The sequence below is a fragment of the Aeromonas finlandensis genome (assembly GCF_000764645.1).
Taxonomy (GTDB): Bacteria; Pseudomonadota; Gammaproteobacteria; order Enterobacterales; family Aeromonadaceae; genus Aeromonas; species Aeromonas finlandensis.
This window is the reverse complement of the sequence record NZ_JRGK01000301.1, coordinates 1-25,691: the sequence shown is the minus strand read 5'-3', so window position 1 is coordinate 25,691 and position 25,691 is coordinate 1. Positions and strand designations below refer to the sequence as shown.

The window sequence follows — 25,691 nt, the reverse complement described above, 5'->3', positions numbered from 1 at the left end:
TGGGCCTGCGCCAGAACTCCCGCATTTTTCAGGCGCAGAAGCCCGATGAAATCCTCAGCATCCTGCTGCAAGAGCACGGCATCACCGACTACGCCTTTGCCCTGAAAAACGAGCACGCCCAGCGCGAATACTGCGTGCAGTATCGGGAGACCGACCTCGATTTCGTGAATCGCCTCGCTGCCGAAGAGGGGCTGTTCTACTTCTACGAGTTTGAAGCAGGCAAGCACCGCATCGTCTTTGCTGACGATGCGGCAGCCCTGACTGCCGGCCCCGAGCTCTTTTTCAACCTCGGCAACCGTTCGCTGGAACAAGGCCCTTACGTGCGCCAGTTCCACTACCGCGAGGCGGTGCGCCCCTCGGATGTGGAGCTGAAAGATTACAGCTTCAAGACGCCAGCTTATGGCCTCTCCCACAAAAAGCAGGGAGCTGAGCTCGACCATCAACGGGACACCTACCAGCATTTTGACTATCCGGGTCGCTACAAGCAGGACCCGAGCGGCAAGGCATTTGCCCAGCATCGGCTCGATGCGTTGCGTAACGATGCGGTGGCGGGCAGTGGCAAGTCCAACAGCGCGGCGCTCTTGCCGGGTCAGCACTTCTCACTCACCGAACACCCCAATGGCAGCCTCAACACCGACTGGCAAATCGTTCATATCCGCCACACCGGTGAGCAGCCACAAGCCTTGGAAGAAGAGGGCGGCAGCGGCCCCACCGTCTATCACAACGAATTTGGCGTAGTGAAAGCGAGCACCACTTGGCGCGCCCGTATCGGCAGCCCCGAGGCGCCCCACAAGCCGATGGTGGATGGCCCGCAAATCGCGATAGTGGTCGGCCCCGAGGGGGAGGAGATTTACTGCGACGAGCATGGCCGGGTGAAGCTGCAGTTCCCGTGGGACAGATATGGCAGCTCCAACGACCAGAGCTCCTGCTGGGTGCGAGTATCGCAAGGTTGGGCCGGAGGTCAGTATGGCATGATGGCGATACCGCGCATCGGCCACGAGGTGATTGTCTCGTTTCTGGAAGGGGACCCCGACCAGCCCATCGTGACCGGTCGCACCTACCACGCCACCAACCGCCCGCCGTATGAGCTGCCGGCTCACAAGACGCGCACCGTGCTACGCACCGAGACTCACAAGGGCGAGGGTTTCAACGAGCTGCGTTTTGAAGACCAGGCGGGGCTGGAAGAGATTTATATCCACGGTCAGAAAGACCTGAACGTGCTTATCGAAAACGATGCGGCCTGGCACATCAAGCACGACGAGCATCGTGATATCGACAACGAGCGGGTGACCCGTATCAAGGCCAACGACCACCTGACGGTGGAGGGCGAGAAACGGGATCATATCAAGGCTGACTATTCCCTCACTGTCGATGCCTCCATGCACCAGAAGCTGGGAGATAGCTGGCTGACCCAGGCGGGACAGGAAGTACACGTCAAGGCCGGCGCCAAGGTGGTGTTGGAGGCGGGATCTGAAATTACCGTCAAGGTCGGCGGCTGCTTTATCAAGGTCGATGGCGGTGGCGTCACTATGGTCGGCCCGACGATCAAGATGAACTCGGGGGGAGGCCCGGGGTCTGGTTCAGGTTGGGCGGGTAAGGTTCCCAAAAGTATCTAAGGCATGCTGGATAGTCCTAACAAACGTTGGATGAAGTTTTATCACCTTGATGCTGGGCTAATGCCGCTGGCGGGTGTCTCCTACAAAGCCGTACTGAGTGATGGTTCGGTCCGAGAAGGAACTCTTGATGGTGAAGGCATGGCTTTGCTTGAGGATGTGCCTTCTGGCACGGCATCTGTGACCTATGACCAGCAAGATATGTTTGCTGACCTGACCCGTGAACCCATCTCGGCCCTTGCTGGCCATCTCGATAGCCTAAGTGACGAGGGTTGATATGTTTGGTAACGATCTGTTTGAGCAGCTCTATGACAATCTGGATCAGGCCGTATCCGGTGGTGTCGCTTATGTAAGGCAAAGTGCAGAAGCCGTAAAGAAGGGCGTCACCTCCAGCTTACAATGGATTTGGGAAGCCCTTCAGGGGGATTTCAATCCCAATCAAAGTGCGGGACAAATTGCTGCCAATGCGGTGCTGGGTCTTATTCCGGTGGTCGATCAGGTGCTGGATTGCCGCGATCTTATTGCCAATGCCCGAGATATTTCCCGTGATCCCAGACAGCCAGAGAAGTGGGTTTTTCTGAGCTTTACCCTGATTGGTCTGATCCCGTCGCTGGGCTCAGCGCTCAAGGGGGTGTTGAAAATCATCTTCCTGTTTGTCCGTAAAGCGGGAGGAGATGCTACTAAGGCGCTCAGACCCGCCATGGCTCCCGTGCTGACGTTTCTCTGTGATCCCAAAGTCAAGAAAGTACTGGGAATTCCGCGCCTCGATACCGTGCTAAAAGGGTTTGCTGGCCAGATCCGGGGATTGAGAGGGCAAATTGCAGTCAGTGTGCTGCTGGGTAATCTTAATGATGCCGTCAGCACGCTGACCAGTTTGATCGGCAAGATAAAAGGACTTGCCCCTGCATCGGTCAGGTTGTGGCTTGAGCAATCCCAACGTATGGTGCTGCAGATGCAATCACAGGCCGCCCAGATGCTGCCTGATGCCATGGGGCCCGTACTCAAATCCCTTGATGAGATTGCCGAAGGATTGGAAAAAGAGGCGGTCAAGCATGCCCCAGGTTATAAAGCGGTTCCCGGTGGAACAGTAGTTCATTCGCTGCCGGATGATGTTGCCAAGGTAGATGTCAAAATCTTGAGCCGAACCAAGAAAGGTCTATATGGCGAGATCATCAGCGATAACTGGATGGAAAATCACCAGTTTGAGAACCTGTTGCCTGAACATCGTCAGGTGCGTAGCCTAAGTGACAAGCCCAGAGGGCGGGGCATTGATGGTATCTACAAGAACAGCAATCCTCCGCCTCCCTACGTGGTGACCGAAACCAAGTTTCGGACGGCAGGAGGGGAGTATATCGACGGGGACGGCACCAAGAGCACCAAGTTGCTGTCGATGACCAAGGGGTCGGGCAAGCAGATGAGTAACCAGTGGATAGTAAAGCGGTTACCGGATGAGATAACAGATAAAAAGGTATTGGCGGATATAAAGGAGCAGGGGCATGACTCTTGGCTTATGGTGGTTGATGAGTCTGGTCAGGTGATACAGATAACAAGGCTGGATGGTAATGCCAATACTATAGGTACTATTCCGGTTAAGTAGGAGAAAAAATGAACTCATTTATTGAACAGCGTCGAGATCCACTGCTATCAGAAGCTTTTTTCTTGGAGCAATTAGAAGACTATAAGGAGTCTCTATATTTCAAGCAGGAATGGTGGGATAAAATAAATGATCCTCAACATGAACGCTGGAGAGATCCTGGTCGTTTACCTACTCGCTCAGGTGCCAGTGCTGGAATGTTTATAGATAATCTTGAACATGTAATCTTGCTCTATTCTGGTGGGGTATCCCATGAAGAGGTGATTGCTCAACTGAACGTCGTCACTAAAGAGTTTTTGCGCCATAAAAAAGCGTTTCCAGATGAGCAGTTTTATTACTGGGAGCAAGATGCCTATCAATATCTGCTCTGGATGTTCTCATTAAGCATCCTCTATGGCCAGGATGAGATGTTGCCCGAGTTGGTGCGTTATATCAGTAAGAATCCGGAAGGGGACGACGACCCGCTCTGGAGCGTACTGTTGGCCCGCTTGGGCTATCCTGGCTTCCCCCGAGGTCCAGAGTCCTATATTCCCGAGGTGTATCGCCCCCTATTCGATGCCATCAAGGGAGATGGTGTGAATCCCACCAAGGTTGAGCGTCAGGCGAGTATCAAAGAGTATCTCAAGGGGTGGTACAAGGGATGTAAAGAGTGTTACTGGTACGACAGGCACAAGGCAAAACACGCCATCTACTTTGGCTATTGGGCCTTTGAGGCGGCACTTATTACGGTCTTGTATGACCTTGATGACAGCAGTTATCGGGAAATGCGCTACTACCCCAAGGATCTGGTCGATTACGCCATAGCCAATGGAGTGGTTGAAAAATGGCAGGCGCTGCGGGTGGTGCAACATCCGATTGCGATGCCGGGTTTCATTGTAGAGCAAGATGGCAACTGGCAGTGCAATTTAACCGAGGAGAAGTGGCAATTACGCAAAGGCCAGAAGTTACCTTCTCAAACACATATCAATAAAGATGATATGTTGTTTTGGATTAAAGAATAATTATCTAAACACATGGCCTTTTGTCATTCATTAGGCCATTATTTCCCTCCGGCAGTACAGCAGACTAATATCACCAATTGGTTATCTGATACGAGCAAATCTAAATAATAACTCCTAATAACGCCACATCTTGCCAAAATGTTTCGATGTAATACATTCCGGCCATTGGATGGTAAAGCCTGATATGGACACTGCTGAGACAGTGATTTGTGTTCAGTGTTACCTGTAGATGCCGTGTAAGTGCAGTGATCTACTATCCGTGCCGATGAGCAGGGGCGCCCCTGCTGGATAGAGAACGAGGGCGGTCAGGCTCTTTGTATTGTCTATCAAAAGGCGTATCTGGCCGCTGTCGAATTGCAGCATTTTGACGGTATTAACTGGCAGCCAGAAGCGACCTTGCAACGTTATTACTACGACGATGCAGGGCACCTGGTGGTGGCTGAAAACGGGGCCGGTGAGTGCGAGCGTTACCGTTATCGTCCCGATGGGGTGATCCTGGAGCGCCGACTGGCGGGCGGTGCTGGGTTCTTCTGGGAATGGGAGCGGGAAGGAAAGCTGGCGCGCGCGGTTCGCCATTGGAGTGATGTGGCCCGTTTTGATGTCAGTTACACCTGGGATGATGACAAGGGTGAAGTGACGGTCAGCAATGCGGATGGCAGTCAGGAGGTGTACCAGCATGACAGCAACGCCCGGCTGATCCGTCAGCAAGATCCCGACGGCGCGGTCAGCGAGTTTGTCTATAACGACAAGGGTCAGAAAGTGCTGGCCCGCGATGCGCTGGGGGGCGAAACCCGTTACCACTATGACGAAGCAGGCTTGCTTGAGTGCGAGATTGCGCCCGATGGCAGTCAGACCACCTATCACTATTGGGATGGCCGGGTTCGCAAGGTGGAGCAGGGGGAGCGTGAATGGCGTTTTGAACGCAACGAGCAAGGGGATGTGATTGCAAGACGGGATCCCCTTGGCCGGGAAACTCGCTACAGCTATAACACGAAGGGCAAGCTCAGCACCGTGGTGCAACCCGATGGCAGCCGCATCGAACTGGGCTGGAACCGCCTTGGGCAGCTGATTGAGGAGAAGGGGGCCAACGGTGGCGTGACCCGCTGGCGCTATGACGAGCGGGGTCGCCAGATAGTACGGCGCGACCCGCGCGGCGCGATTACCCGTTATGAATGGAATGCGGCAGATCGCTTGCAAGCCGTGTATCTGCCTGGTGGTGGCATCCGCCGTTTCGAATATAACGCCTACGGCAAGGTGACGGCCGAGTGGGATGAGCTGGGCCGCGAGACCCGTTACGAATATCACCCCTGCCTACATCTGGTAAGCCGCCGCATCAACCCCGATGGCAGTGAACTCAAGTATCGCTACGACAATGCCAAGCTCTTCTTGAGCGAGATTGAGAACGAGCATGGTGAGCAGCACCGCATTCACTATTTCCCCAATGGCCTGGTCGCGCGGGAAACCGGCTTTGATGGTCGCACCACCGCTTATTGCTACGACCTCAACGGCCACCTGAGCGAGCAGGTCGAGTTCGGCAAGCAGGAGACCGAGCTGGTCACCCGCTATGAGCGGGACTCCATGGGGCGGCTGCTTAAAAAAACCTTGCCCGATGGCCGTGAAATCCAGTTCAGCTATGACCAGTACGGTCAGTTGGCCCAGGTGGATGATGGCGCCTGGCCACTCACCTTTGAATACGATGCTGCAGGCAATCTGCTGGCCGAGCACTAGGGCTGGGCTTCCAGCTATTTCATGCATGATGCCATGGGGCGGTTGGCCCACTGGCAGTTGCCCGATGGCAACAAGTTGGCTTACCACTACCTGCATGGCGAGCTAAGCGGGATTGATCTGAACGGCGCCGAGCTAACTCGCCACCAGAGGGTAGGCGGACTGGAGCTGCGCCGCAGCCAGGGGGCGCTGACCCAACAATACGAATATGATGAGCAGGGGCGCCTGACGGCGCTGCGACTGCAACGGGGCAAGCAGGTCGCCCGTGAGTGGCGTTACGGCTATGACCACACCGGCAATTTGTTGCAGATCAATGACAGCGTGCAAGGGGAGCAGCACTACCGCTACGACCCGCTGGACCGCTTGCTGGAGGTGCGTGGTGAACTGACCGAGCGGTTCCTGCACGATCCGGCGGGAAACCAATTGAGCCAAACTTTGGGTAGCCAGTGCCTCGGTGAAAAGTGTCCGATTGGTGTAACCGGGTGGTTAGCAAAAAGAGAGAAGCTGTGGGCAAGCCGATGGCGATGGGCGGCGGGCTCGGGTATAGTCCTGCGCCAATGGCGTTATCCTGTTTTACTGACCCGTCGTGGCCCTGATGGTGGCGAGGGTTGGCCCGTGTAAGGAGTGTTATGAAGTTCAGTCCCCTGCTCGATGAGATGATGAAAGCCCTGCAGGTATTGCCGGGGGTGGGACCCAAGTCTGCCCAGCGGATGGCCTTTACCCTGCTTGAGCGTGAGCGTAGCGGCGGCTTGCGGTTGGCCCAGCTGCTCTCTCGCGCCCTGACCGAAATTGGTCACTGCAGCCACTGTCGCACCTTTACCGAGAACGAGCGCTGCGATATCTGCGCCAATCCCAAGCGGGAAGAGAACGGCCTGCTCTGCGTGGTGGAGAGCCCGGCAGATGTGGCAGCCATCGAGCAGACCGGTCAGTTTTCCGGTCGTTACTTCGTGCTGATGGGCCACCTGTCGCCGCTGGATGGCATCGGCCCGGAGGAGCTGGGGCTCGATATTCTCGAGCGCCGGTTGAAGGAAGAGCACATCAGCGAGCTGATCCTCGCCACCAATCCCACCATCGAAGGGGATGCCACCGCTTGGTATATCGCCGACATGGCCCGTCATGCCGGGGTGGAGGTGAGCCGCATCGCTCACGGGGTGCCGGTAGGGGGCGAGCTGGAGCTGGTGGATGGCACCACGCTCTCCCACTCTCTGATGGGGCGCCAACGCTTGAAATAGCAAGGCGTGCCTGCCCGGTACCCCGCATAAACAGGGGCGAGCAGGGCAATAAATAGCCGTTTGAGCGGATTTAAAGGGGCGAGTGAGCAGGATTGCACACTCGCCCCTTGATATTTGATTGGCCGTCCCCATCTAGGTTGGGCATATGTTCAACCCGATGTTTCTGAGGATTGGTCCATGACCCAAAGTGTTCATGCCGAAACCCACGGCTTTCAGACTGAAGTCAAACAACTGCTGAGCCTGATGGCTCACAGCCTCTACTCCAACAAAGAAGTATTCCTGCGTGAGCTTATTTCCAACGCATCCGATGCGGCGGACAAGCTGCGCTTCAAGGCGCTTTCCGATGCCTCTTTGTTCGAAAACGACGGCCAGCTGCGTGTGCGTCTGGTGGTGGACAAAGAGAAGCGTACCCTGACCATCTCCGATAACGGCATTGGTATGACCCGTGATCAGGTGATCGAGCATCTGGGTACCATCGCCAAGTCCGGCACCGCCGAATTTTTCAAGAACCTCTCCGGTGATCAGGGGCGCGATTCCCAGCTGATCGGTCAGTTCGGGGTCGGTTTCTACTCCGCCTTCATCGTTGCCGACAAGGTGACCGTGGTGTCCCGTGCCGCGGGTACTGCTCCGGAGCAGGGCGTGCAGTGGGAATCGGAAGGGGAAGGCTCCTTTACCGTGGCTGACGTGACCAAAGCCGGTCGCGGTACCGACGTGATCCTGCACCTGCGTGCCGAGGAAGAAGAGTTCCTCGATGACTGGCGTCTGCGCTCCGTGGTGAGCAAGTACTCCGATCACATCAGTGTGCCGGTGGAGATGTACAAAGAGGGCACCCCGGATCGTGAAGAGGATGGCGAAACCATCGTCGGCACCCCGGGCGAGTGGGAGCAGGTCAACCGCGCCACTGCGCTCTGGACCCGTAACCCGAAAGATATCAAGGACGAGGAGTATCAGGAGTTCTACAAGCACGTTGCTCACGACTTCGAAGATCCGCTGCTGTGGGGTCACAACCGGGTGGAAGGGGCGCAGGAGTACACCAGCCTGCTCTACGTACCGGCCCGTGCACCGTTTGACCTCTACAACCGCGAGCAGAAGCACGGCCTGAAGCTCTACGTGCAGCGCGTCTTCATCATGGATGACGCCGAGCAGTTTATGCCGACCTACCTGCGCTTCGTCAAAGGGGTGCTGGACTCCAACGATCTGCCGCTCAACGTCAGCCGTGAAATTTTGCAAGACAACAAGGTGACTGTCTCCCTGCGCAAGGCTTGCTCCAAGCGCGTCTTGACCATGCTGGCCAAACTGGCCAAGGATGACAGCGAGAAGTACGCCAAGTTCTGGAGCGAGTTCGGTAACGTGCTCAAAGAGGGTCCGGCCGAGGATTACGCCAACCGCGAAGAGATCGCCAAGCTGCTGCGCTTTGCCAGCACCGCAGGCGAGGGCGAAGCCCAGACCGTCTCTCTCGAGGATTACGTGGGCCGCATGAAGGAAGGCCAGCAGAAGATTTACTACATCACTGCTGACTCTTACGCGGCCGCCAAGAACAGCCCGCACCTCGAGATCTTCCGCAAGAAGGGTGTCGAAGTGCTGCTGATGTGGGAGCGGGTAGACGAGTGGCTGATGAGCCACCTGACCGAGTTCGACGGCAAGCAGCTGGTCTCTGTCACCCGTGGCGAGCTGGATCTCGGCGAGCTGGAGGACGAAGCCTCCAAGCAGGCTCAGATCGATGCTGAAAAAGCCAACGCCGGTCTGGTTGAGCGGGTCAAGCAGAGCCTGGGCGAGGCAGTGAAAGAGGTACGCGTTACTCACCGTCTGACCGATTCACCCTCTTGCATCGTCACCGATGCCCACGGCATGAGCACCCAGATGATCAAGCTGATGCGCGCTGCCGGTCAGCCGGTACCGGAGCAGAAGTACATTCTGGAGCTGAATCCCGACCACGCGCTGGTGAAGAAACTCGACACCATCGAAGACGAGGCACTGTTTGGCGAGTGGGTCACCCTGCTGCACGAACAGGCCCAGCTGGCCGAGCAGGGCGGGCTGAATGATCCGGCGAGCTTCGTCTCCCGCATCAACCGTCTGCTGCTGCAAGCCTAAGCCGCGATACCGATAACAAAAAGCCCACTGCATGCAGTGGGCTTTTTTGATCCCGCCGTGTGAGAGCGGCGAAACACAGCGGCAAGGGAGGCCGCCAGCGCCTCTCTATTTGCGGTATTCGTTGTTGTAGTTCTGGATCAGGCGCCGAGTCACCTCGTGCTGGGGATCGGCAAACACCTTGAGGGTCTTGCCGCGCTCCACCACCCGCCCTTCGTGCATCACCAGCACCTCGTCGCTGATATGGCTGACGATGCCCAAGTCGTTGGCCACCAGCACATAGCTCAGTCCCATGGTCTCCTGCATCTCCAGCAGCAGGTTGATGATCTGGGAGCGTACTGAGATATCCAGGGTGGAGAGCGCTTCATCGGCCACCACGATCTTGGGGTTGAGGATCAGCGCCCGCGCCAGTGCCACCCGCTGCTGCTGACCGGAGGAGAGCATCTGCGGGTAGAAGAGGGCGTGATCCGGCAGCATCCCCACCATGCGCAGGGTCTGCACCACCTTCTCGCGGCGCTCCTCCTCAGTCATCTCGGTGTTGAGACGCAGCGGCGTCTCCAGAATTTGGCCGACCCGGATCTTGCGGTTCAGCGAGGTGTTGGGATCCTGGAAAATCATCCGCAGCAGTTTGCAGCGGGTCTGGTAATCACCGTGCACCATCAGCTGCCCGTCGATGGCGATGTCGCCGCTGGTGGGCTCGATCATCCCGGCCAGAATGCGGGCGAGGGTGCTTTTGCCGGAGCCCGCTTCGCCGACGATGGCGAGGGTCTGGCCCACTTCGAGATCGAACGAGAGGGGCTTGATCGCCTCCACCGCCTGACGACGGAACAGACCGGTGCGGTTCTGGTAGGTTTTGCTAAGGCCTCTGACCTGCAACAGGGATGGCTCGATCACAAGCGGGGCTCCTTCATCGGGGCATTAACGGTCATCATTTTTTCGGCTCCTCCATGTTCAGCGGGAAGTGACAGCTGAACTGATGGCCCTTGATCTTGTTCATCAGCGGGGTCTGCACGCACTGCTTCTGGGCGTAGGGGCAGCGTGGCCCCAGACGGCAGCCGATGGGCAGGTGCTGCAGTGGCGGGATGACGCCGGGCAGGGTCTCGAGGCGCGACTTGTGGCGCACCAGCTTGTCAAAGTCGGGGATCGATTTGAGCAAGGCATCGGTATAGGGGTGATGCGGGGTCTCGAGGATCTGCTCCCGGGTGCCCACTTCCACCATCTGGCCGCAGTACATCACGTTGATGGTGTCGGTCAGGTTGGCGATGGCGGCGATGTCGTTACTGATGATCAGGATGGTGGTGTTGCCCAGCTTGTTCATCTTGTCCAGCAGTCGCAGGATCTGGGAGTGGGTGGTGGACTCCATGGCGCTGGTGGGCTCGTCGGCCACCAGCAGGCGCGGCTGGTTGGCAATGGCCATGGCGATCATCACTTTTTGGCACATGCCATCCGACAACTCATGGGGATAGGCGCGCATCACCTTGCGGTGATCCTTGACGCCTACCCGGTGCAGCAGGGCGATGGCCTTCTTCTTGCGCCACTGGAAGCGCTGCCAGAATTGCCCCTCGAACGAATCGGTCGGGATCGCCTCTTCCAGCTGGGTGCCGATCTCCTCGGAGGGGTCGAGACAGCTGATGGGGTCCTGGAAGATCATGGCGATCTCGCGGCCCATGATACGACGGCGCTCCTTGGGAGCCATGGTCAGCAGATCCATGTCGTTGAAGCGCATCCGGTCGGCACGTACCGTCCAGTTGTCCTTCTCGATGCCGACGATCACCTTGGCGATCAGACTCTTGCCGGAGCCGGATTCGCCCACCAGACCGCGGATCTCCCCCTCGGTCAGGGTCAGGCTCACCTTGTCTACCGCCTTGACCTTGCCCTGCGGGGTGTCGATCTCAATGGTGAGGTTGCGTATGTCGAGCAGAGGCATCAGTCATTCCCCTCTTTGAGTGCTTCGCGAATGCCTTCACCAACTAAATTGGTCACCAGCACGCTGAACAGGATGGCGATGCCGGGCAGGGTGACGGTCCAGGGGGCGAGATAGATAAGGTCGCTCGAATCGGCCAGCATGGTGCCCCACTCCGGTTGGGGAGACTGGGCGCCGAGGCCAAGAAAACCGACCGCCGAGATATCGAGAATGGCGGCAGACAAGGTGCGGGTGGTCTGGGCCACCAGGGTCTCGACGATGTTGGGCAAAATAGCCAGACGCATGATCCGGAAGGGGGGCGAGCCATCGAGGCGGCTGGCAGTGATGTACTCCTTCTGCATCTCGGCATGCACCGCGTTGTAGGTAGCCCGGATAAAGGGCGGGATCAACGCCAGGGTAATGGCAATCAGGGTATTGCCAAAACCCGGCCCCATGATGGCGACCATGATGATGGCCATCAGCAGGGAGGGGATGGAGAGCAGGGTATCGAGCAGGTGATGCAGCACGCTCGATTTGAGCCCCTTGCTCATGCCGCCGAGGATACCGATGGCTGAGCCCACCACCATGGCGATCACCACGACAACCAGTGCGTAACCGAAGGTGAGACGCGCCCCCACCACCAGCCGGGAGAGCATGTCGCGCCCCAGATCGTCGGTGCCGAGGAAGTAGTCGATGTTGCCGGTCGCCGCCCAGGAGGGGGCCAGCAGCAGCTTGTCGGTGTGCTGTTCATCGATGCCGTAGGGGACGACCAGCGGCCCCACCAGGGTGATGAGCAGCAACAGCAAAAAGCACCAGAGCCCCGCCATGGCCAGCGGATTGCGGCTGTAGGAGACCCACGTCTGCTCAAGGGGCGAGAGGATCTTGAGCTCGGGATAGATGTTCGATTTATCTTGCATAGGATACCTGGCTCCTGGTCACGCCATGAGCGCGTTCAATCTTGTTTGGCATACAACTCTTTGCGCCGTGCCGGATAGATAAGGGTGGTCAGCAACTCGGTGCTGACGCTGGTCAGGATCACGAAACTGGCGACCACCAGGGTTGCACCGCGAATGGCGGCGTAATCCTGCAGGGCGATGCTGCTGATGAGCCAGCGGCCGATCCCGTGCCACTCGAACACCACCTCGGTGATCATGGCGGAGGTGAGCACGCTGCCCAGTTGCAGACCCAGCAGCGGCAGTACCGGCGGCAGGGCGTTCTTGAGGCCATGACGCCAGACGATCTGCGCCTTGGATAGCCCCCGGCTCGCCGCCGCCTTGATGTAGTTCTGCTTCATCACGTCGATAAGCGAGCTGCGCACATGACGGATCACCTCGGTGGTGGGCACCACAGCCAGCACCAGTGACGGGAGGATCAGGTGGCGCAGGGCATCGTGCAGCGCCGCTTGCCGCCAGGGCTCGTTGCTGAGCAGCACATCGATCACTGCGATACCCGTGATGGGGGGCACGTCGTAGAGCAGGCTGATCTGCCCCGATGCCGGTAACCAGCCGAGATCGAGGGAAAAGAGCATCACCACCAGCAGTGCCAGCCAGAATACCGGTACCGCATAGCCGATGAGGCCAGCGGTCATGATGGAGAGATCCAGCGTCTTGCCCTGTGACAGGGCCGCCAGGGTGCCGAGGGGAATCCCCACCAGCAGCGAGATGGCAAACGCCGCCAGACAGAGGATCAGGGTCGCCGGGAAGTAGTGGCGGATCTCGTCCAGCACCGGCAGCCCGGAGACGCTGGAGAGCCCCAAGTCGCCTGCAAAAATGCGGCGCAGGAAGTCGGGATAACCGCTCCAGAAGCTGATTTGATGGCCGATCAGCCGATAGTCCAGCAGATAGGCGACAAAGGTCAGCGCCAGCAGGGTGATGAGCAGCAGGTTGATGCGGCGCAAGGTGTATAAAAGCATGCTTACTCCCTGTGAGCCTGGTTGAAGGAGGTGCCGCCAAAGGGCATCAGCTGCAGCCCCTCGATATCGCTGCGAGTGACCTGAGTGCGCAGGGCGTGCGCCAGCGGAATGATCGGCAGCTGTTCATTGATCAGGGTCTGGGCGTAGTAGTAGTTACGCAGCCGGAACGAGAGCTGGGGCGTGGTCACCGCATCGTCCAGCAGTTGATCAAACGCCGGACTGCACCAGCGGCTATAGTTGTTGCCCCGCTCGACCGCCGAGCAGCTCAGCAGCTGGCGGAAGAAGTTGTCCGGGTCGGCATTGTCGGCAATCCAGCCCGAGAGCAGGCTGTCGTACTGCCCCTTGAGCAGGCGCTTCTCGATGACGGGCCACGCCTGCTGCACAATCTTGAGTTTGATCCCGACCTTGGCCAGATCGCTGCGCATCAGCTGAGCGGTCTTGACCGCATCCGGGTTGTAGGGCCTGGCGTCCGGTTGCACCAGTACCTGCATTTCGAACCCCTTCTCCATGCCTGCTTCCTTGAGCAGTTGGCGGGCCCGCTTCAGATCCGGCTTGCGCTCGGGCAGGCTCGGGTTGTACCCCCAGGAGAGAGGCGGCAGCAGGCTGTTGGCTGGCAGGCCAGTATCGAAATAGACCGCCTGCAACAGGTTGTCGATATTGATGGCGCTGGCAATGGCCTGGCGCACCTTGACGTTGTTGAACGGCGGCTTGCGGGTATTGAGGGCCAAAAAGGCCACGTTCATTCCCGACTGGACCGAGAGGCTGAGGTCCGGGTGCTGCTTGATCACCGAGAGCTGGCTGGCGGAAGGGGTGCTCATCACGTCGCACTCGCCGGTCAGCAGCTTGGCCAGCCGCTTGGCAGATTTCGGGGTGATGTCGTAGACCAGCTGTTCAATTTTGGCATCGCCGCCCCAGTAGCCGTGGTGACGCAGATAGCGGATGAACTCGTTGTGGCGATACTCCTTGAAGCTGAACGGGCCGGTGCCGATGGGACGGGTATCCAGCAGGGCTGGGGTGCCCGCCTGCAACATCTGTTCGGCGTATTCGGCAGAGAGGATCACCGCATAGTCGCTGGCCAGGGTAGCGAGGAAGGAGGCGTTCGGCTGGGTCAGTTCAAACACCACCGTCTGCGGCCCCTTCTTGTAGACCCGCTTGATCAGCAGATCCTGCCCCAGGCTGTAGAAGAACGGGTAATCGCCGCCGGAGACATTGTGATAGGGGTGCTGCTCGTCAAGCTGGCGGGCATAGGTAAAGACCACATCGTCGGCATTGAAGGTGCGGCTGGGTTTGAACCAGGGGGTATGGTGAAACGTCACCCCCTTGCGCAGGGTCAGGGTATAGGTGAGCCCATCCTCGCTGACACGCCAGTCGGTCGCCAGTGCAGGTTCCAGCGCCAGGGTATTGGGGTTGACCTCCAGCAGACGGTCGTAGAGCGGACGAGCGCTGGCATCCAGCGTAACCCCGGTATTGGAGACATGGGGATTGAAGGAGAGGGGAGAGCCCTCAGCGCAGTAAATGAGTCCGGTCTTGGAGGCGTCGGATTGCTTGTTGCAGCCGGTGAGCAGGACCAGCAGACCGAGCAGCAAGGGTGTGAGCATTCTCATTGTTGAACCATGTTTTGGATACGCATCTGTTTTTATATGAATTTGCCAGCTCGTGGCTGGCGTGTTCGAGCCGGTTTTAACCGGGTTCGCTCTGCTCTTGTTCAGCATCGTTATCGCCATCTTGCAGCTGATACTTGCGTAGCATGCCACGGAACTGGTGATAGCTTAAGGCCAGCAGTTGAGCGGCTTTGCGCTGATTATACTGGGATTGCTGCATCGCTTGCTTGAGTAAATTAATCTCGTATTCCGCCACCGCCTGCTTGAGATCAAGCGGCAGGGCGAGGGGGGATGCGGATTGTACCTCGCTTCGGCGCTCTTGCGCAGGTTGCGTGACCTGTGGTCGCCAGGGGGAATCAAACGGGTTGAGCACCAGGGTCGAGAGCGGCAGTTGGGGATTGCCCTGACGGTAGATGCTGCGCTCCACCACGTTCTTCAGCTCCCGCACGTTGCCCGGCCAGTGATAATCCAGCAGCAACTGGGTCGCCTTGCGCGAGAAACCGGCAAAGAGCGGATAGCCCAGCTCCCGGGTCATGCTGTGGGCGAAGTGCTCCGCCAGCATCAGGATATCTTCCCGCCGCTCCCGCAAGGGGGGGAGGGTGATCACATCAAACGCGAGCCGGTCGAGCAGATCGTGGCGAAACTGCCCCTTGTCGGCCAGCGCAGGGAGATCTTCGTTGGTGGCGCAGACCAGCCGCACATCCACCTTGAGGGGCTTGGCCCCGCCCACCCGCTCGAACTCGCCATACTCGATGACCCGCAGCAGCTTCTCCTGCACCCGGGCGCTGGTGGTCGCCAGCTCGTCGAGGAACAGGGTGCCGCCATCGGCCCGCTCGAAGCGGCCCTGATGGCGCTTGGCCGCGCCGGTAAAGGATCCCGCCTCGTGACCGAACAGCTCGGTCTCCAGCAGGCTCTCGCTCAGGGTGGCGCAGTTGATGGTGACAAAGCTTTGATCCCAGCGCGCCGAGAGATAATGTAGGCGGTGGGCGATCAGCTCCTTGCCCGTCCCCCGCTCACCGATGATCAGCACGGGTTTGCGCAGCGGGGCGAGCCGTGAGGCCTGCTCAATGATCTCGAGAAATGCGTTGGATTCCCCCAGCAGGCTTTCCGTGGCCGTGGTCATAGTGATCCCTGTCAGTTGTAAAAGCTGGTCAATCTTACCAAAAGTTGGTGATTTTAATCATCACTTGCGCGAGGCATCTTGCAATCCGGCTATTCTGCCCCATATAAATCAACAAGTTAAATTTTGTTCCAGATTGGCACACAAGTTGCCATTGTCAATGGAGAAACAACGCCATGCCAATAACAGGAGTGCAATCATGAGTATTTTTTCCCGTCTGGCCGACATCATCAATTCCAACCTGACGGCCCTGCTCGACAAGGCAGAAGATCCCCAGAAGATGGTGCGCCTGATCATCCAGGAGATGGAAGATGAGCTGGTCAAGGAGCGTTCCAATCTGGCTCGCTTCCTCGCCAGCCAGAAAGAGATTGGTCGTCAGGTCACCCGTCATCAGGAGCGGGTTGACGAGTGGCAAGCCAAGGCCGAGCTGGCCCTGACCAAGGGGCGTGAAGATCTGGCCCGCGCCGCCCTGATCGAGAAGAAGAAACAGACCGAGTTGTCAGAGACCCTCTATCGCGAGCAGCAAGCGGTCGACAGCGGCATCGAAAAGCTGGGTGAGGAGATCCGTCAGCTCGAAGCCAAGCTGGAAGATGCCCGCGCCCGTCAAAAGGCGATGGCCATTCGCACCGAAGCGGCCAGCAGCCGTCTCAACGTGCAGAGCCAGGTTGCCCGTGGCGAGAGCCAGGCGGTGGTGAGCAAGTTCGAGCGGATGGAGCGTCGCATCGACGAAATGGAAGCCCGCGCCGATCTGGGTCAGTCCGACAAGGCGCTGGCGCAGCAGTTTGCCGAGCTGGAAGTGGACGATCAGATCAGCCGCGAGCTGGAAGCGATGCGCCAGAAGCTGGGCCAGGGCGACAGCAAAAGCGAAGGCAAACAGGGGGAGTAACAGATGGAAGATCTGCTGGGTGTATTGATGGTTCCCATGGTGGTCTTCATGGTCGTGGTGGCCCCCATCTGGCTGGTGCTGCACTATCGTGCCAAGGGGCGCATTGGCGCAGGTCTCGCCGATAGCGAGCGGGAACAGCTGCAAGGGTTGCTGGCTCGCACCGAAAAGATGCAGGAGCGAGTGGGTGCGCTGGAGTCGATCCTGGATGCCGAGGTTCCTGGTTGGAGAAACAAGGTATGACGGTTTTCAATGAGAGATGCCATGACCGTGGCGGAAAGCCGGAGTGGGTCGGCACAGTATTGGAGTCGACTCTGGATGCGGAAGTGCCGGGCTGGAGGAACAAGGTATGAGCAGTACAAGTCGTGAAGGGCGTAACCTCTATCGCGATCCCCAGCGCGGCAAGATAGCCGGAGTCTGTGCCGGTTTGGCAGAGTACTTCGGGGTGGAGACCTGGATCGTGCGGCTGTTGGCCATCAGTGGCCTCATCTTCGCCGGTTTCATCACCTTCACCGCCTATATCGCCGCCTGGTTCTTGCTCGATAAAAAGCCGGTCACCCTCTATTCGCAAGAGGATGCCGACTTTGCCGAGGTGCGGATGAAGGCGCGCAGCTGGCAGGCGGGGGTCACTCCTCATCAGGCGTTGGGCCGTATTGCGCAGGAACTTGACGCGCTGGAGCCCAGAGTACAGCGGATCGAGAAGCTGGTGACCTCCAAGGAGTTCACCCTGCAGCGGGAATTCAGCAAGCTGTAGTAGCGATCGTCAGTATCCATCGTCGATGGTGGAGCCTCCTGTGATGCTCCATCATTGACGCCACTCAGGCAGATTGACCATCCAGATGCGGATAGCCAGTTTGCCTTGTCGCACGGCCGATCACGCCAGATGCAACCACCAAGGGAGAACGGATCAAGCCTTGATACTCAATAAACTGGAACAGAAGTTGACTCGCCTGCAACACAAGGCGAACGACGTGGTGAACCGGGTGCGGGATCGCCATATCCGGCTGGCGGTGACCGGCCTCTCTCGCAGCGGCAAAACCGCCTTTATCACGGCGCTGGTCAACCAGCTGGAACACGCGGCCATCGATGGCCGTTTACCGTTGTGGGATGCCCTGCGTCAGGGGCGCATCCTCGGTGCGCGCCGGGTGCCGCAGCTCAATGCCCACATTCCCACCTTTGCCTACGAGCGCGGCCTTGACTCCCTGTTTGGCGATCCACCGGCCTGGCCAGAGCCCACTCGTGGCGTGGCCGAGGTGCGCCTCGAAATTCGCTATCGCACTCGCCATCCCCTGCGCAAGCATCTGGGGGAGATCTCCACCCTCTACGTGGATCTGGTGGATTACCCCGGGGAGTGGCTGCTCGACTTGCCGCTGCTGGAGATGAGCTACGAGCAGTGGAGCGAACAAGTGCGCGATCAGCTGCGTCGCCCAGAGCTGCAAGCGCTCGCCGCCAGCTGGCTGACCCCCGAATGGCAGGCAATGCAACCTTTTGCCGAGCGGCCGGTGGCTGAGCTGGCCGAGCGCTACACCGCCTACCTGCATGCCTGCAAACAAGAGTTGGGATTGCACCTGATCCAGCCCGGCCGTTTCGTCTTGCCGGGTGAGTATGCCGGTGCCCCCATGCTGCAGTTTGTCCCCTGGGTGTGGGAGATGCCCGTCGGCGAGCCCGCCGATGGCACCCTTTATGCCACCCTCAAACAGCGCTTCGAGCAGTACAAACAGCATCTGGTGCAGGGTTTTTACGAGCAGCACTTTGCCGGCTTTGATCGCCAGATCGTGCTGGTGGATTGCCTGCAGCCTCTCAACGCCGGGGCGGCCAGCTTTGGCGACATGCAGCAGGCCATCGCTCGCATCATGGAGAGCTTTGCCTACGGCAAGAGCAACTGGTGGCGGCGACTCTTCTCGCCCCGTATCGACAAGCTGCTGTTTGTGGCGAGCAAGGCCGATCACGTCACCCCCGAACAGCACGCGCCCATGGTCTCCCTGCTCCAGCATCTGGTACGCAGCGGTCGCGGTCAGGCCCGTTTTGAGGGGATCACCACCGAGTGTCTGGCGCTTGCTGCTATCAAGGCGACCGAAGTGGGCAAGGGGGTTGCCAATGGCCGCGAATTCCCCGCCATCCGTGGTACCAGCCTGAGCGGTGAGCCGCTGCTGCTGTTCCCGGGTGAAGTGCCACCCCATATTCCGCCTGCGCAGTGGTGGAACAGTCAGGGCTTTGATTTTCAGGCGTTTCGCCCTATGCCCATGAGCGCCCATCAGGCGCTGCCCCATATCCGGCTCGATGCGGCGCTGGAGTTTCTGCTTGGGGATCACCTCGAATAACGGTGTGCGGTCTTGGCACCTGAGCCGAAGGCTGCGCACAGGAGACTGTTTTCAGGAGAACAAGGCGATGAACGATCAGATAAAAGAGCGGCCGCCGCTGCAGGGCAAGGTGATCCTTGAGCCTGCCTTGACGGTGGCCAGTGACGAGCGACCGCCCGCACCGGCCCAGCGGCTGGAGGAGGCGAGTTTCGAGCGCCTCGACGAGCTGGATGATTTCACCGAGGTGGAGAGTGCCCTCGTCAGCAAACCGCGTCGCCGCCATCGGCTACTGGCGTGGGGGCTGGGGGCGGTCGGTCTGCTCTCGTTAGGGCAATATGGCGCCTTCCTTTACGATCAATTTCTCACTACTCCTCTTTGGGGCAGCGCCTGGCTGGCGGCCTCGGCGCTGGTGGCGGCGGGTACCGCCAGCGTGGTGGGGCGCGAGTGGCTGCGGCTGCGCACCCTCAAGCGGCGCCAGGATGTGCGCTCGCGTGCCGAAGATCTGCTGGCCCATCAGGGAGTCGGGCAGGGGCAAGCCTTTTGCGAAGGGCTGGCGGTCAAAAGTGGCGACAAGGGGCGCGAGGGGTATCAAACCTGGCTGGCCCAGCTCGACGAGAGCCACAGCGATCGGGAGGTGCTGACCCTCTATAGCCAGCTGGTGCTCGGCGAGCGCGACAAGCTGGCGCAGGCGCGGGTGGCCAAATGGTCGGGGGAGGCCGCGGTGCTGGTGGCCCTTAGCCCGCTCGCCACCGTCGATATGATGCTGATGCTGTGGCGCAACCTGCGGATGATCGAGGATATCGCCGATGTCTACGCCATCGAGCTCGGCTATTGGAGCCGCATCCGCCTCATCCGTCAGGTGTTTCGCAACATGCTCTACGCCGGCGCCACCGAGCTGGTGACCGAGGTGGGGATGGACTTGCTGGGGGCCGAGTTGGCCGCCAAGCTCTCCGCCCGCGCCGCGCAGGGGGTGGGGGCCGGGCTGCTCACCGCTCGCCTTGGCCTGCGCACCATCGAAGCGTGCCGCCCGCTGCCCTGGTGTGCGGACGAGAAGCCGAAACTCGGCGAGCTGCGCAAGCGGCTGATCGGCCAGCTGGCGGGATATCTCAACAAATCCTGATAGCCCTATCTGCACCTTGCTGATATGACCCTTGCCCCTGTCGTGCTCGCCAAGCCACAGGGGCATGGTTTTAATCGGCAGATCATTGAGTTGGCAGCATGGTGCCCGGCTTTGGCGAGGCGCCCGTTTACGGTTAAGCTGGCAGTCAATCTTACCAATCACACTAATCGTACCAATCGGCAAGGATGCCCGATGAACTTTACCTTTCGCCAGATCCGTTATTTCGTGGCCGTGGCCGACAGCTTTTCAGTGAGCCGCGCCGCCGCCGAGCTGCATATCTCCCAGTCGGCGGTCACCAGCGCCATTCGCGAGCTGGAGACCGAACTGGGCGCCCCGCTATTCGAGCGCAACCCGCGCGGCGTCACCCTCACCACTCAGGGCCACCAGTTTTTGCTCCACGCCCGCCGTATTCTCGGCGCCATGACTGAGGCGAGCCACTCCCTCAAAGCGGTGGCCCAGCAGGATCAGGGGCGACTCACCATCGGCGTGACCACCCTGGTGGCGGGTTACTACCTCTCAGAGGCGCTCGGGCGCTTTCGCCGTGCCTTTCCGGCGGTACAGATCGAGGTGAAGGAGGATGAACAGCCTTTTCTGGAGCACCAGATCGTCAACGGCGAGGTGGATGTGGGGATCCTGATGACCAACCGCACCATCCGGCAAGAGGCGTTTGATACCGAGTTGCTGACCCGCTCGCCGCTGCGGCTCTGGCTGGCCGCCAACCACCCGCTCTGCGCCGAGTCGACCCTCTCCCTGACGGCGCTGGGAGAGGAGCCGATGATCTCGCTGACCGCCGATCAGCTGGATCAGATCATCGGTGGCGGCCTGCGCCGCTACGGCATCTCCCCCCGCATCGTGCTGCGCACCGCGTCGGTGGAGGCGGTGCGCAGTCTGGTAGCCAGCCAGCTCGGGGTCGCCCTGTTGCCCGATTTTGCCTATCGCCCCTGGTCGCTGGAGCAGGAGCGGGTCGAGGCGCGCACCATCAAGGAGCCCATTCCCGCCATCGATATCGGGCTGGTGTGGCGCCGTGGTTCTCGGCTGGATTGGACGGCGCGGGAATTTATCGATATCGCGCGGGATCAGAGCCGGTTGCGGGCCCGTCAGGCGCTCCCTCGCTAGCCATCTCTTGCGGGGTTGCCACTAAAATTCAGATTCATCTGCACTCGATATCGATTTAGCTGATACCTGAGCCACCAAAAATTGAAATATTCATCGTATTGCCACTCCCCTAAGCTCATTGCTGGTTAACAGGATGTTAACGCCCATGGCGGCGTTCCTTCACCTGATGCAAGTCAACACAATGCAAGGAGTGCATGATGAAATTGACCCCTCTGATGCTGGCTCTTGTCCCGGCGCTGCTGGCAGGCCAGACCCAGGCTGCCCCGACCGAGCTCGGCAAGGGTGAAGGCCAGCTCAATATCGTGGCCTGGGCTGGTTACGTCGAACGTGGCGAGACCGACAAGAACTACGACTGGGTGACCGGATTCGAAAAAGAGACCGGCTGCAAGGTGAGCGTCAAGACGGCGGCCACCTCGGACGAGATGGTGGCGCTGATGAACGAGGGGGGCTTCGATCTGGTGACTGCCTCCGGCGATGCCAGCTTGCGTCTGATTGCCGGTGGCAAGGTGCAGCAGCTCAATCTGACGCTCATTCCGAGCTACAGCAAGATTGATCCCCGGTTGCAAAATGCCCCCTGGCACACGGTGGATGGCAAGCACTACGGCGTGCCCTACCAGTGGGGCGGCAATATCCTGATGTACAACACCAAGGTGTTCCCCAAGGCACCGGACTCCTGGAACGTGGTGTTCGAGGAGCAGACCCTGGCGGATGGCAAGTCCAACAAGGGGCGGGTGCAGGCCTTTGACGGCCCGATCCACATCGCCGATGCGGCCCTCTATCTGATGACCCATCAGCCCGCCCTTGGCATCAAAGACCCTTACGAGTTGAACGAGGATCAGTACAAGGCCTCCCTCGATCTGCTGCGCAAGCAGCGCCAGCTGGTGGGACGCTACTGGCATGATGCCTTCGTCCAGATCGATGACTTCAAGAACGAAGGGGTGGTCGCGTCAGGCTCCTGGCCGTTCCAGGCCAACACCCTGATCGCCGACAAGCAGCCCATCGCCACCACTGTGCCTAAAGAGGGCGTCACCGGTTGGGCTGATACCAGCATGGTGCACAGCGATGCCAAGAACCTCACCTGTGCTTACAAGTGGCTGGAGCACTCCCTGAACAACAAGCTGCAGGGGGATCTCGCCTCCTGGTTTGGCTCGGTGCCTGTGGTACCTGCCGCCTGTGAGGGTAATGCCCTGCTTGGCCCGAAAGGGTGCAAAACCAACGGTATCGACAACTTCGATCGGGTTCGCTTCTGGCGCACTCCGGTCTCCCAGTGCAAGAGCCAGGGAACCTGTGTGCCCTATTACCGCTGGGTTTCCGACTATATCGCCATTCTGGGCGGTCGCTGAGGCAAGTTGAGCGAGTTGGCAGCCACATGGTTGCCACCTTGCCAATGGCAGGGGAGCTGCGCCTCCTCTGCGTGACCGCCGAGACCGGATAATCAAGCGGGCCGGACAGGAGTCCGGCCCATCCCTGCACAGACAAGGACGCCCCATGAACGCCGTACAATTTGACCGGGTCAGTCGCCACTATGGCGAGGTGAAGGCGGTCGACGACATCTCTTTCCAGATCCCCTCCGGGGAATTCTTTACCCTGCTGGGCCCGAGTGGTTCCGGCAAGACCACCTGCCTGCGGATGATCGCAGGCTTCGAGTACCCGAGCGACGGGGAGATCCGCCTGTTTGGCGAACCCTGCTCCACCGTGCCGCCCTATGATCGCAACCTCAACACCGTGTTTCAGGACTATGCCCTGTTTCCCAACATGGATGTGCGCGACAACATCGGCTATGGCTTGATGCTCAAGGGGGTGGCCAAGGCGGAGCGCTACCGCAAGGTAGACGAGATGCTGGAGCTGGTGCGGCTGCCCGGGGTCGGCAAGCGCCGCCCAAGCCAGCTCTCCGGCGGCCAGCGCCAGCGTATCGCCATCGCCCGAGCCCTCATCAACCAGCCGCGTATCCTGCTGCTGGATGAGCCGCTGGGGGCCCTCGATCTCAAGCTGCGCGAGCAGATGCAGCTTGAGCTCAAGGCGTTGCAACGCCAGCTTGGCATCACCTTTATCTTCGTTACCCACGATCAGCAGGAGGCGCTCTCCATGAGCGACCGGATCTGCATCTTCAGTCAGGGCAAGATCGAGCAGATCGCTGCGCCCGATACCATCTACGACGCCCCAGCGACGCCGTTTGTGGCCCGCTTCGTTGGCACCGTCAATCTGTTCGAAGGGGAGCAGGCCAGACGGCTGTGTGGCGACGGCAGCCAGATGATGGTGCGCCCGGAGCGGATCCGGCTCAGTGAGGCGGGCGCGCCGGGCTGGTCGGGGGAGATCCGCGAGGTGGAGTATCTGGGCCCCTTCGTCCGTTATCGGGTCGATCTGGGGGAGCAGCTCGAGATCATCGTCAATCACCCCAATGAGGGGCAGGCCCGTCTGGCCCGTGGCAGCAGGGTCAGCCTCAGCTGGCCGGCGCAGGCGATCCATCGCCTGAGCGCCGCCCATCAGGGGGCGCAGCCATGAGTGCCCCTCACAGTGCGAGTCTTGCCATGAACCATCAGCCCGAACCTGCCCGTTTCAGGCCGCTGCGGCGCCTCTCGACCCTGCTCTATGGTCGGCCCGGCCTGCTGCTGGCGATCCTGCTGGGGCCGCCGCTGTTGTGGCTCGGCATCATCTATGTTGGCTCCTTGCTGATGCTGCTCTCCAACTCCCTGTTCGGGCTGGACGAGTTCAGCGGTCAGGTGCGCCACGAGCTGGGGCTGCAAAACTTCGTCGCCCTGCTGCGGCCGGAGAATCTGGATGTGATCGGCCGCACCGTCGGCATGTCGCTGCTGGTGACCCTGGCCTGTGCTCTGCTCGGTTTTCCGGTTGCCTACTACATGGCGCGCTACACCAGTGGCAAGACCCGGGCGCTGTTCTATGTGGGGATCATGCTGCCGCTCTGGTCCAGCTATCTGGTGCGGGTCTATGCCTGGAAGCTGATTTTGGCCAAAGAGGGGGTAGTGAGCTGGCTGGCCGACAGCATGGGGCTGGATTGGCTGCTGGACGGCATCCTCTCGCTGCCGGTCATCGGGGGGCCGTCGCTCTCTTTTTCGCGACTCGGTACCTTTATCGTGTTCGTCTACGTCTGGCTGCCCTTCATGATCCTGCCCATTCAGGCGGCAGTGGAGCGTATTCCGCGATCCCTGCTGGAGGCGAGCAGCGATCTGGGGGCGACACCTGCCCAGACTTTTCGCAACCTGATCCTGCCGCTGGCGTTGCCCGGTGTGGTGGCGGGCTCCATCTTCACCTTCTCGCTGACCCTCGGTGATTACATCATCCCCGGCATCATTGGCAACTCGACCATGTATATCGGTCAGGTGGTCTACATGCAGCAGGGAACGGCGGGCAATCTGCCCTTTGCCGCCGCCTTCTCGCTGGTGCCGATCCTTATCATCGCCATCTATCTGGCGATTGCGAAACGACTGGGGGCTTTTGATGCGCTTTGACCCTATCGCTTTGAACCGGCAGCAAGGAGGCCGTCATGTCAGCTAGCTCAGTGATCAGTCAGGGAGAGCGCCCTTCGGGCCTGCTCAAGTACGCCGCCATCGGTGGGCTCTTGTTCCTGCACTTTCCCATTCTGTTTATCTTCCTCTACGCCTTCACCAGCGAGAGCAAGAGTTACCAGTTTCCGCCCCCCGGGCTCACCCTCAAGTGGTTCGAGGTGACCCTCAATCGCCCCGATGTGTGGCGTGCCATCCAGCTGTCGCTGGAGGTAGCGGGACTGGCGACGCTGGTGGCCATGATCCTCGGCACGTTGGCGGCAGGGGCCATTGCTCGCAGCCGCTTCTTCGGTCAGGAGGTGGTGTCACTGTTGCTGGTGCTGCCCATCGCGCTGCCCGGCATCGTCACCGGTATCGCGCTGCGCTCCGCCTACGGCTTGATGGAGATCCCGTTCAGCTTCTGGACCATCGTCATCGGCCACGCCACCTTCTGTGTGGTGGTGGTCTACAACAATGCGCTGGCCCGTTTTCGCCGCACCAACCAGAGCCTCATCGAAGCGTCGATGGATCTCGGGGCCGACGGCTTCCAGACCCTGCGCTATGTGATCTTGCCCAATCTGGCCACGGCGCTGCTGGCGGGGGGCATGCTGGCCTTTGCCCTGAGCTTTGACGAAGTGATCGTCACTACTTTCACTGCGGGCCAGCAGACCACGCTGCCCATCTGGATGTATCAGGAGCTGATCCGCCCCCGTGACAGGCCGGTCACCAACGTAGTAGCCCTCATCATAGTGGCCTTCACCACTATCCCTATTTTGCTTGCCTACTACCTCACTCGCGACACCCACGATGTCGCTGGCAGTGGCAAATGATGACTCAACGCGTGCGCAAGGATGCAACCATGAAACTCTCTACCCAACTCTTGATTGATGGCCAGTTTGTGACCGGCGAGGGGCAGGCCGAACCCATTCTCAACCCGGCCAACGGCGAGCAGATCGCCGCCGTACCCGAAGCCTCGTTCGAAC

At 59.7% G+C, this 25,691-nt stretch carries 24 protein-coding genes; 18 read left to right on the top strand and 6 right to left on the bottom strand.

The features are described from left to right. The 8 genes from LD28_RS0118930 to htpG all read left to right on the top strand — a co-directional run. A partial coding sequence (locus tag LD28_RS0118930; protein WP_033138473.1) for a type VI secretion system Vgr family protein occupies window positions 1–1,616 on the top strand: 1,616 nt, incomplete at its 5' end. A gap of 3 nt (window positions 1,617–1,619) precedes the next feature. Next, window positions 1,620–1,889 carry a hypothetical protein gene (locus LD28_RS23865; RefSeq protein ID WP_033138472.1) on the top strand — a complete coding sequence of 90 codons (270 nt, stop codon included), beginning with the start codon at window positions 1,620–1,622 and terminating at the stop codon, window positions 1,887–1,889. Between the two features lies 1 nt (window position 1,890). After that, on the top strand, window positions 1,891–3,210 hold the full coding sequence (locus LD28_RS0118920; RefSeq protein WP_033138471.1) for a hypothetical protein: 1,320 nt from the start codon (window positions 1,891–1,893) through the stop codon (window positions 3,208–3,210). A gap of 8 nt (window positions 3,211–3,218) precedes the next feature. Next, complete coding sequence (locus tag LD28_RS0118915; RefSeq protein ID WP_033138470.1) at window positions 3,219–4,208, top strand: PoNi-like cognate immunity protein; 990 nt, start codon at window positions 3,219–3,221, stop codon at window positions 4,206–4,208. A gap of 396 nt (window positions 4,209–4,604) precedes the next feature. Further along, window positions 4,605–5,936, top strand: a complete 1,332-nt coding sequence (locus LD28_RS0118910; RefSeq protein ID WP_241462321.1) for an RHS repeat domain-containing protein — start codon at window positions 4,605–4,607, stop codon at window positions 5,934–5,936. 21 nt (window positions 5,937–5,957) lie between these two features. Further along, window positions 5,958–6,554 (top strand): RHS repeat domain-containing protein, encoded by a 597-nt coding sequence (locus LD28_RS23860; RefSeq protein ID WP_241462320.1) that lies wholly within the window; start codon window positions 5,958–5,960, stop codon window positions 6,552–6,554. An 8-nt stretch (window positions 6,555–6,562) separates the two neighbouring features. Beyond that, window positions 6,563–7,165 (top strand): recombination mediator RecR, encoded by a 603-nt coding sequence (gene recR / locus LD28_RS0118905; protein WP_033138469.1) that lies wholly within the window; start codon window positions 6,563–6,565, stop codon window positions 7,163–7,165. Between the two features lie 177 nt (window positions 7,166–7,342). After that, the gene (htpG, locus tag LD28_RS0118900; RefSeq protein WP_033138468.1) at window positions 7,343–9,256 is read left to right on the top strand and encodes a molecular chaperone HtpG; all 1,914 of its coding nucleotides are present in this window, start codon (window positions 7,343–7,345) and stop codon (window positions 9,254–9,256) included. A 105-nt stretch (window positions 9,257–9,361) separates the two neighbouring features. On the opposite strand, the gene LD28_RS0118895 is transcribed toward htpG, so the two are convergent. The 6 genes from LD28_RS0118895 to pspF form a co-directional block, all read right to left on the bottom strand. Continuing rightward, window positions 9,362–10,147 carry a peptide ABC transporter ATP-binding protein gene (locus LD28_RS0118895; RefSeq protein ID WP_005333681.1) on the bottom strand — a complete coding sequence of 262 codons (786 nt, stop codon included), beginning with the start codon at window positions 10,145–10,147 and terminating at the stop codon, window positions 9,362–9,364. A 34-nt stretch (window positions 10,148–10,181) separates the two neighbouring features. Next, window positions 10,182–11,180: a peptide ABC transporter ATP-binding protein gene (locus LD28_RS0118890; protein WP_005333679.1), complete on the bottom strand. Its 999-nt coding sequence runs from the start codon at window positions 11,178–11,180 to the stop codon at window positions 10,182–10,184. Continuing rightward, window positions 11,180–12,073 (bottom strand): ABC transporter permease subunit, encoded by an 894-nt coding sequence (locus LD28_RS0118885; protein WP_033138467.1) that lies wholly within the window; start codon window positions 12,071–12,073, stop codon window positions 11,180–11,182. Before LD28_RS0118885 ends, LD28_RS0118890 begins: the two co-directional genes overlap by 1 nt. A gap of 35 nt (window positions 12,074–12,108) precedes the next feature. Next, window positions 12,109–13,068, bottom strand: a complete 960-nt coding sequence (locus tag LD28_RS0118880) for an ABC transporter permease (protein ID WP_033138466.1) — start codon at window positions 13,066–13,068, stop codon at window positions 12,109–12,111. Window positions 13,069–13,070: 2 nt separating this feature from the next. Next, complete coding sequence (sapA, locus tag LD28_RS0118875) at window positions 13,071–14,666, bottom strand: ABC transporter substrate-binding protein SapA (protein WP_033138465.1); 1,596 nt, start codon at window positions 14,664–14,666, stop codon at window positions 13,071–13,073. Window positions 14,667–14,748: 82 nt separating this feature from the next. Then, the gene (pspF, locus tag LD28_RS0118870) at window positions 14,749–15,792 is read right to left on the bottom strand and encodes a phage shock protein operon transcriptional activator (protein ID WP_033138464.1); all 1,044 of its coding nucleotides are present in this window, start codon (window positions 15,790–15,792) and stop codon (window positions 14,749–14,751) included. A 196-nt stretch (window positions 15,793–15,988) separates the two neighbouring features. Between pspF and pspA the strand changes: the two genes are divergently transcribed. From pspA to LD28_RS0118820, 10 genes are all read left to right on the top strand, one after another. Continuing rightward, window positions 15,989–16,675 (top strand): phage shock protein PspA, encoded by a 687-nt coding sequence (pspA, locus tag LD28_RS0118865; protein WP_033138463.1) that lies wholly within the window; start codon window positions 15,989–15,991, stop codon window positions 16,673–16,675. A 3-nt stretch (window positions 16,676–16,678) separates the two neighbouring features. Beyond that, window positions 16,679–16,915, top strand: a complete 237-nt coding sequence (gene pspB / locus LD28_RS0118860) for an envelope stress response membrane protein PspB (RefSeq protein ID WP_005333672.1) — start codon at window positions 16,679–16,681, stop codon at window positions 16,913–16,915. Between the two features lie 106 nt (window positions 16,916–17,021). Next, the gene (gene pspC, locus LD28_RS0118855) at window positions 17,022–17,426 is read left to right on the top strand and encodes an envelope stress response membrane protein PspC (RefSeq protein WP_033138462.1); all 405 of its coding nucleotides are present in this window, start codon (window positions 17,022–17,024) and stop codon (window positions 17,424–17,426) included. Between the two features lie 160 nt (window positions 17,427–17,586). Further along, window positions 17,587–18,993, top strand: coding sequence for a YcjX family GTP-binding protein (locus LD28_RS0118850; RefSeq protein WP_033138461.1), 1,407 nt, complete (start codon window positions 17,587–17,589; stop codon window positions 18,991–18,993). 67 nt (window positions 18,994–19,060) lie between these two features. Beyond that, window positions 19,061–20,092 (top strand): YcjF family protein, encoded by a 1,032-nt coding sequence (locus LD28_RS0118845; RefSeq protein ID WP_033138460.1) that lies wholly within the window; start codon window positions 19,061–19,063, stop codon window positions 20,090–20,092. Between the two features lie 192 nt (window positions 20,093–20,284). Then, a complete protein-coding gene (locus LD28_RS0118840) occupies window positions 20,285–21,208 on the top strand; it encodes a LysR family transcriptional regulator (RefSeq protein WP_033138459.1) in 924 nt (307 codons plus the stop codon). A 197-nt stretch (window positions 21,209–21,405) separates the two neighbouring features. After that, complete coding sequence (locus LD28_RS0118835; RefSeq protein ID WP_033138458.1) at window positions 21,406–22,551, top strand: ABC transporter substrate-binding protein; 1,146 nt, start codon at window positions 21,406–21,408, stop codon at window positions 22,549–22,551. Between the two features lie 145 nt (window positions 22,552–22,696). Next, complete coding sequence (locus LD28_RS0118830) at window positions 22,697–23,710, top strand: ABC transporter ATP-binding protein (protein WP_033138457.1); 1,014 nt, start codon at window positions 22,697–22,699, stop codon at window positions 23,708–23,710. Continuing rightward, the gene (locus tag LD28_RS0118825) at window positions 23,707–24,675 is read left to right on the top strand and encodes an ABC transporter permease (protein WP_033138456.1); all 969 of its coding nucleotides are present in this window, start codon (window positions 23,707–23,709) and stop codon (window positions 24,673–24,675) included. Before LD28_RS0118830 ends, LD28_RS0118825 begins: the two co-directional genes overlap by 4 nt. Before the next feature lie 35 nt (window positions 24,676–24,710). Then, a complete protein-coding gene (locus LD28_RS0118820) occupies window positions 24,711–25,538 on the top strand; it encodes an ABC transporter permease (protein ID WP_033138455.1) in 828 nt (275 codons plus the stop codon). Window positions 25,539–25,691 lie beyond the last annotated feature (153 nt).

What these genes read in the sequence shown, in the direction of transcription:
- LD28_RS23865 (WP_033138472.1), top strand. Translation starts at nt 1,620, where the DNA reads ATGCTGGATAGTCCTAACAAACGTTGGATGAAGTTTTATCACCTTGAT.
- LD28_RS0118920 (WP_033138471.1), top strand. Translation starts at nt 1,891, where the DNA reads ATGTTTGGTAACGATCTGTTTGAGCAGCTCTATGACAATCTGGATCAG.
- LD28_RS0118915 (WP_033138470.1), top strand. Translation starts at nt 3,219, where the DNA reads ATGAACTCATTTATTGAACAGCGTCGAGATCCACTGCTATCAGAAGCT.
- LD28_RS23860 (WP_241462320.1), top strand. Translation starts at nt 5,958, where the DNA reads ATGCATGATGCCATGGGGCGGTTGGCCCACTGGCAGTTGCCCGATGGC.
- recR (WP_033138469.1), top strand. Translation starts at nt 6,563, where the DNA reads ATGAAGTTCAGTCCCCTGCTCGATGAGATGATGAAAGCCCTGCAGGTA.
- htpG (WP_033138468.1), top strand. Translation starts at nt 7,343, where the DNA reads ATGACCCAAAGTGTTCATGCCGAAACCCACGGCTTTCAGACTGAAGTC.
- LD28_RS0118890 (WP_005333679.1), bottom strand. Translation starts at nt 11,180, where the DNA reads ATGCCTCTGCTCGACATACGCAACCTCACCATTGAGATCGACACCCCG.
- LD28_RS0118885 (WP_033138467.1), bottom strand. Translation starts at nt 12,073, where the DNA reads ATGCAAGATAAATCGAACATCTATCCCGAGCTCAAGATCCTCTCGCCC.
- LD28_RS0118880 (WP_033138466.1), bottom strand. Translation starts at nt 13,068, where the DNA reads ATGCTTTTATACACCTTGCGCCGCATCAACCTGCTGCTCATCACCCTG.
- sapA (WP_033138465.1), bottom strand. Translation starts at nt 14,666, where the DNA reads ATGCTCACACCCTTGCTGCTCGGTCTGCTGGTCCTGCTCACCGGCTGC.
- pspF (WP_033138464.1), bottom strand. Translation starts at nt 15,792, where the DNA reads ATGACCACGGCCACGGAAAGCCTGCTGGGGGAATCCAACGCATTTCTC.
- pspA (WP_033138463.1), top strand. Translation starts at nt 15,989, where the DNA reads ATGAGTATTTTTTCCCGTCTGGCCGACATCATCAATTCCAACCTGACG.
- pspB (WP_005333672.1), top strand. Translation starts at nt 16,679, where the DNA reads ATGGAAGATCTGCTGGGTGTATTGATGGTTCCCATGGTGGTCTTCATG.
- pspC (WP_033138462.1), top strand. Translation starts at nt 17,022, where the DNA reads ATGAGCAGTACAAGTCGTGAAGGGCGTAACCTCTATCGCGATCCCCAG.
- LD28_RS0118845 (WP_033138460.1), top strand. Translation starts at nt 19,061, where the DNA reads ATGAACGATCAGATAAAAGAGCGGCCGCCGCTGCAGGGCAAGGTGATC.
- LD28_RS0118840 (WP_033138459.1), top strand. Translation starts at nt 20,285, where the DNA reads ATGAACTTTACCTTTCGCCAGATCCGTTATTTCGTGGCCGTGGCCGAC.
- LD28_RS0118835 (WP_033138458.1), top strand. Translation starts at nt 21,406, where the DNA reads ATGAAATTGACCCCTCTGATGCTGGCTCTTGTCCCGGCGCTGCTGGCA.
- LD28_RS0118830 (WP_033138457.1), top strand. Translation starts at nt 22,697, where the DNA reads ATGAACGCCGTACAATTTGACCGGGTCAGTCGCCACTATGGCGAGGTG.
- LD28_RS0118825 (WP_033138456.1), top strand. Translation starts at nt 23,707, where the DNA reads ATGAGTGCCCCTCACAGTGCGAGTCTTGCCATGAACCATCAGCCCGAA.
- LD28_RS0118820 (WP_033138455.1), top strand. Translation starts at nt 24,711, where the DNA reads ATGTCAGCTAGCTCAGTGATCAGTCAGGGAGAGCGCCCTTCGGGCCTG.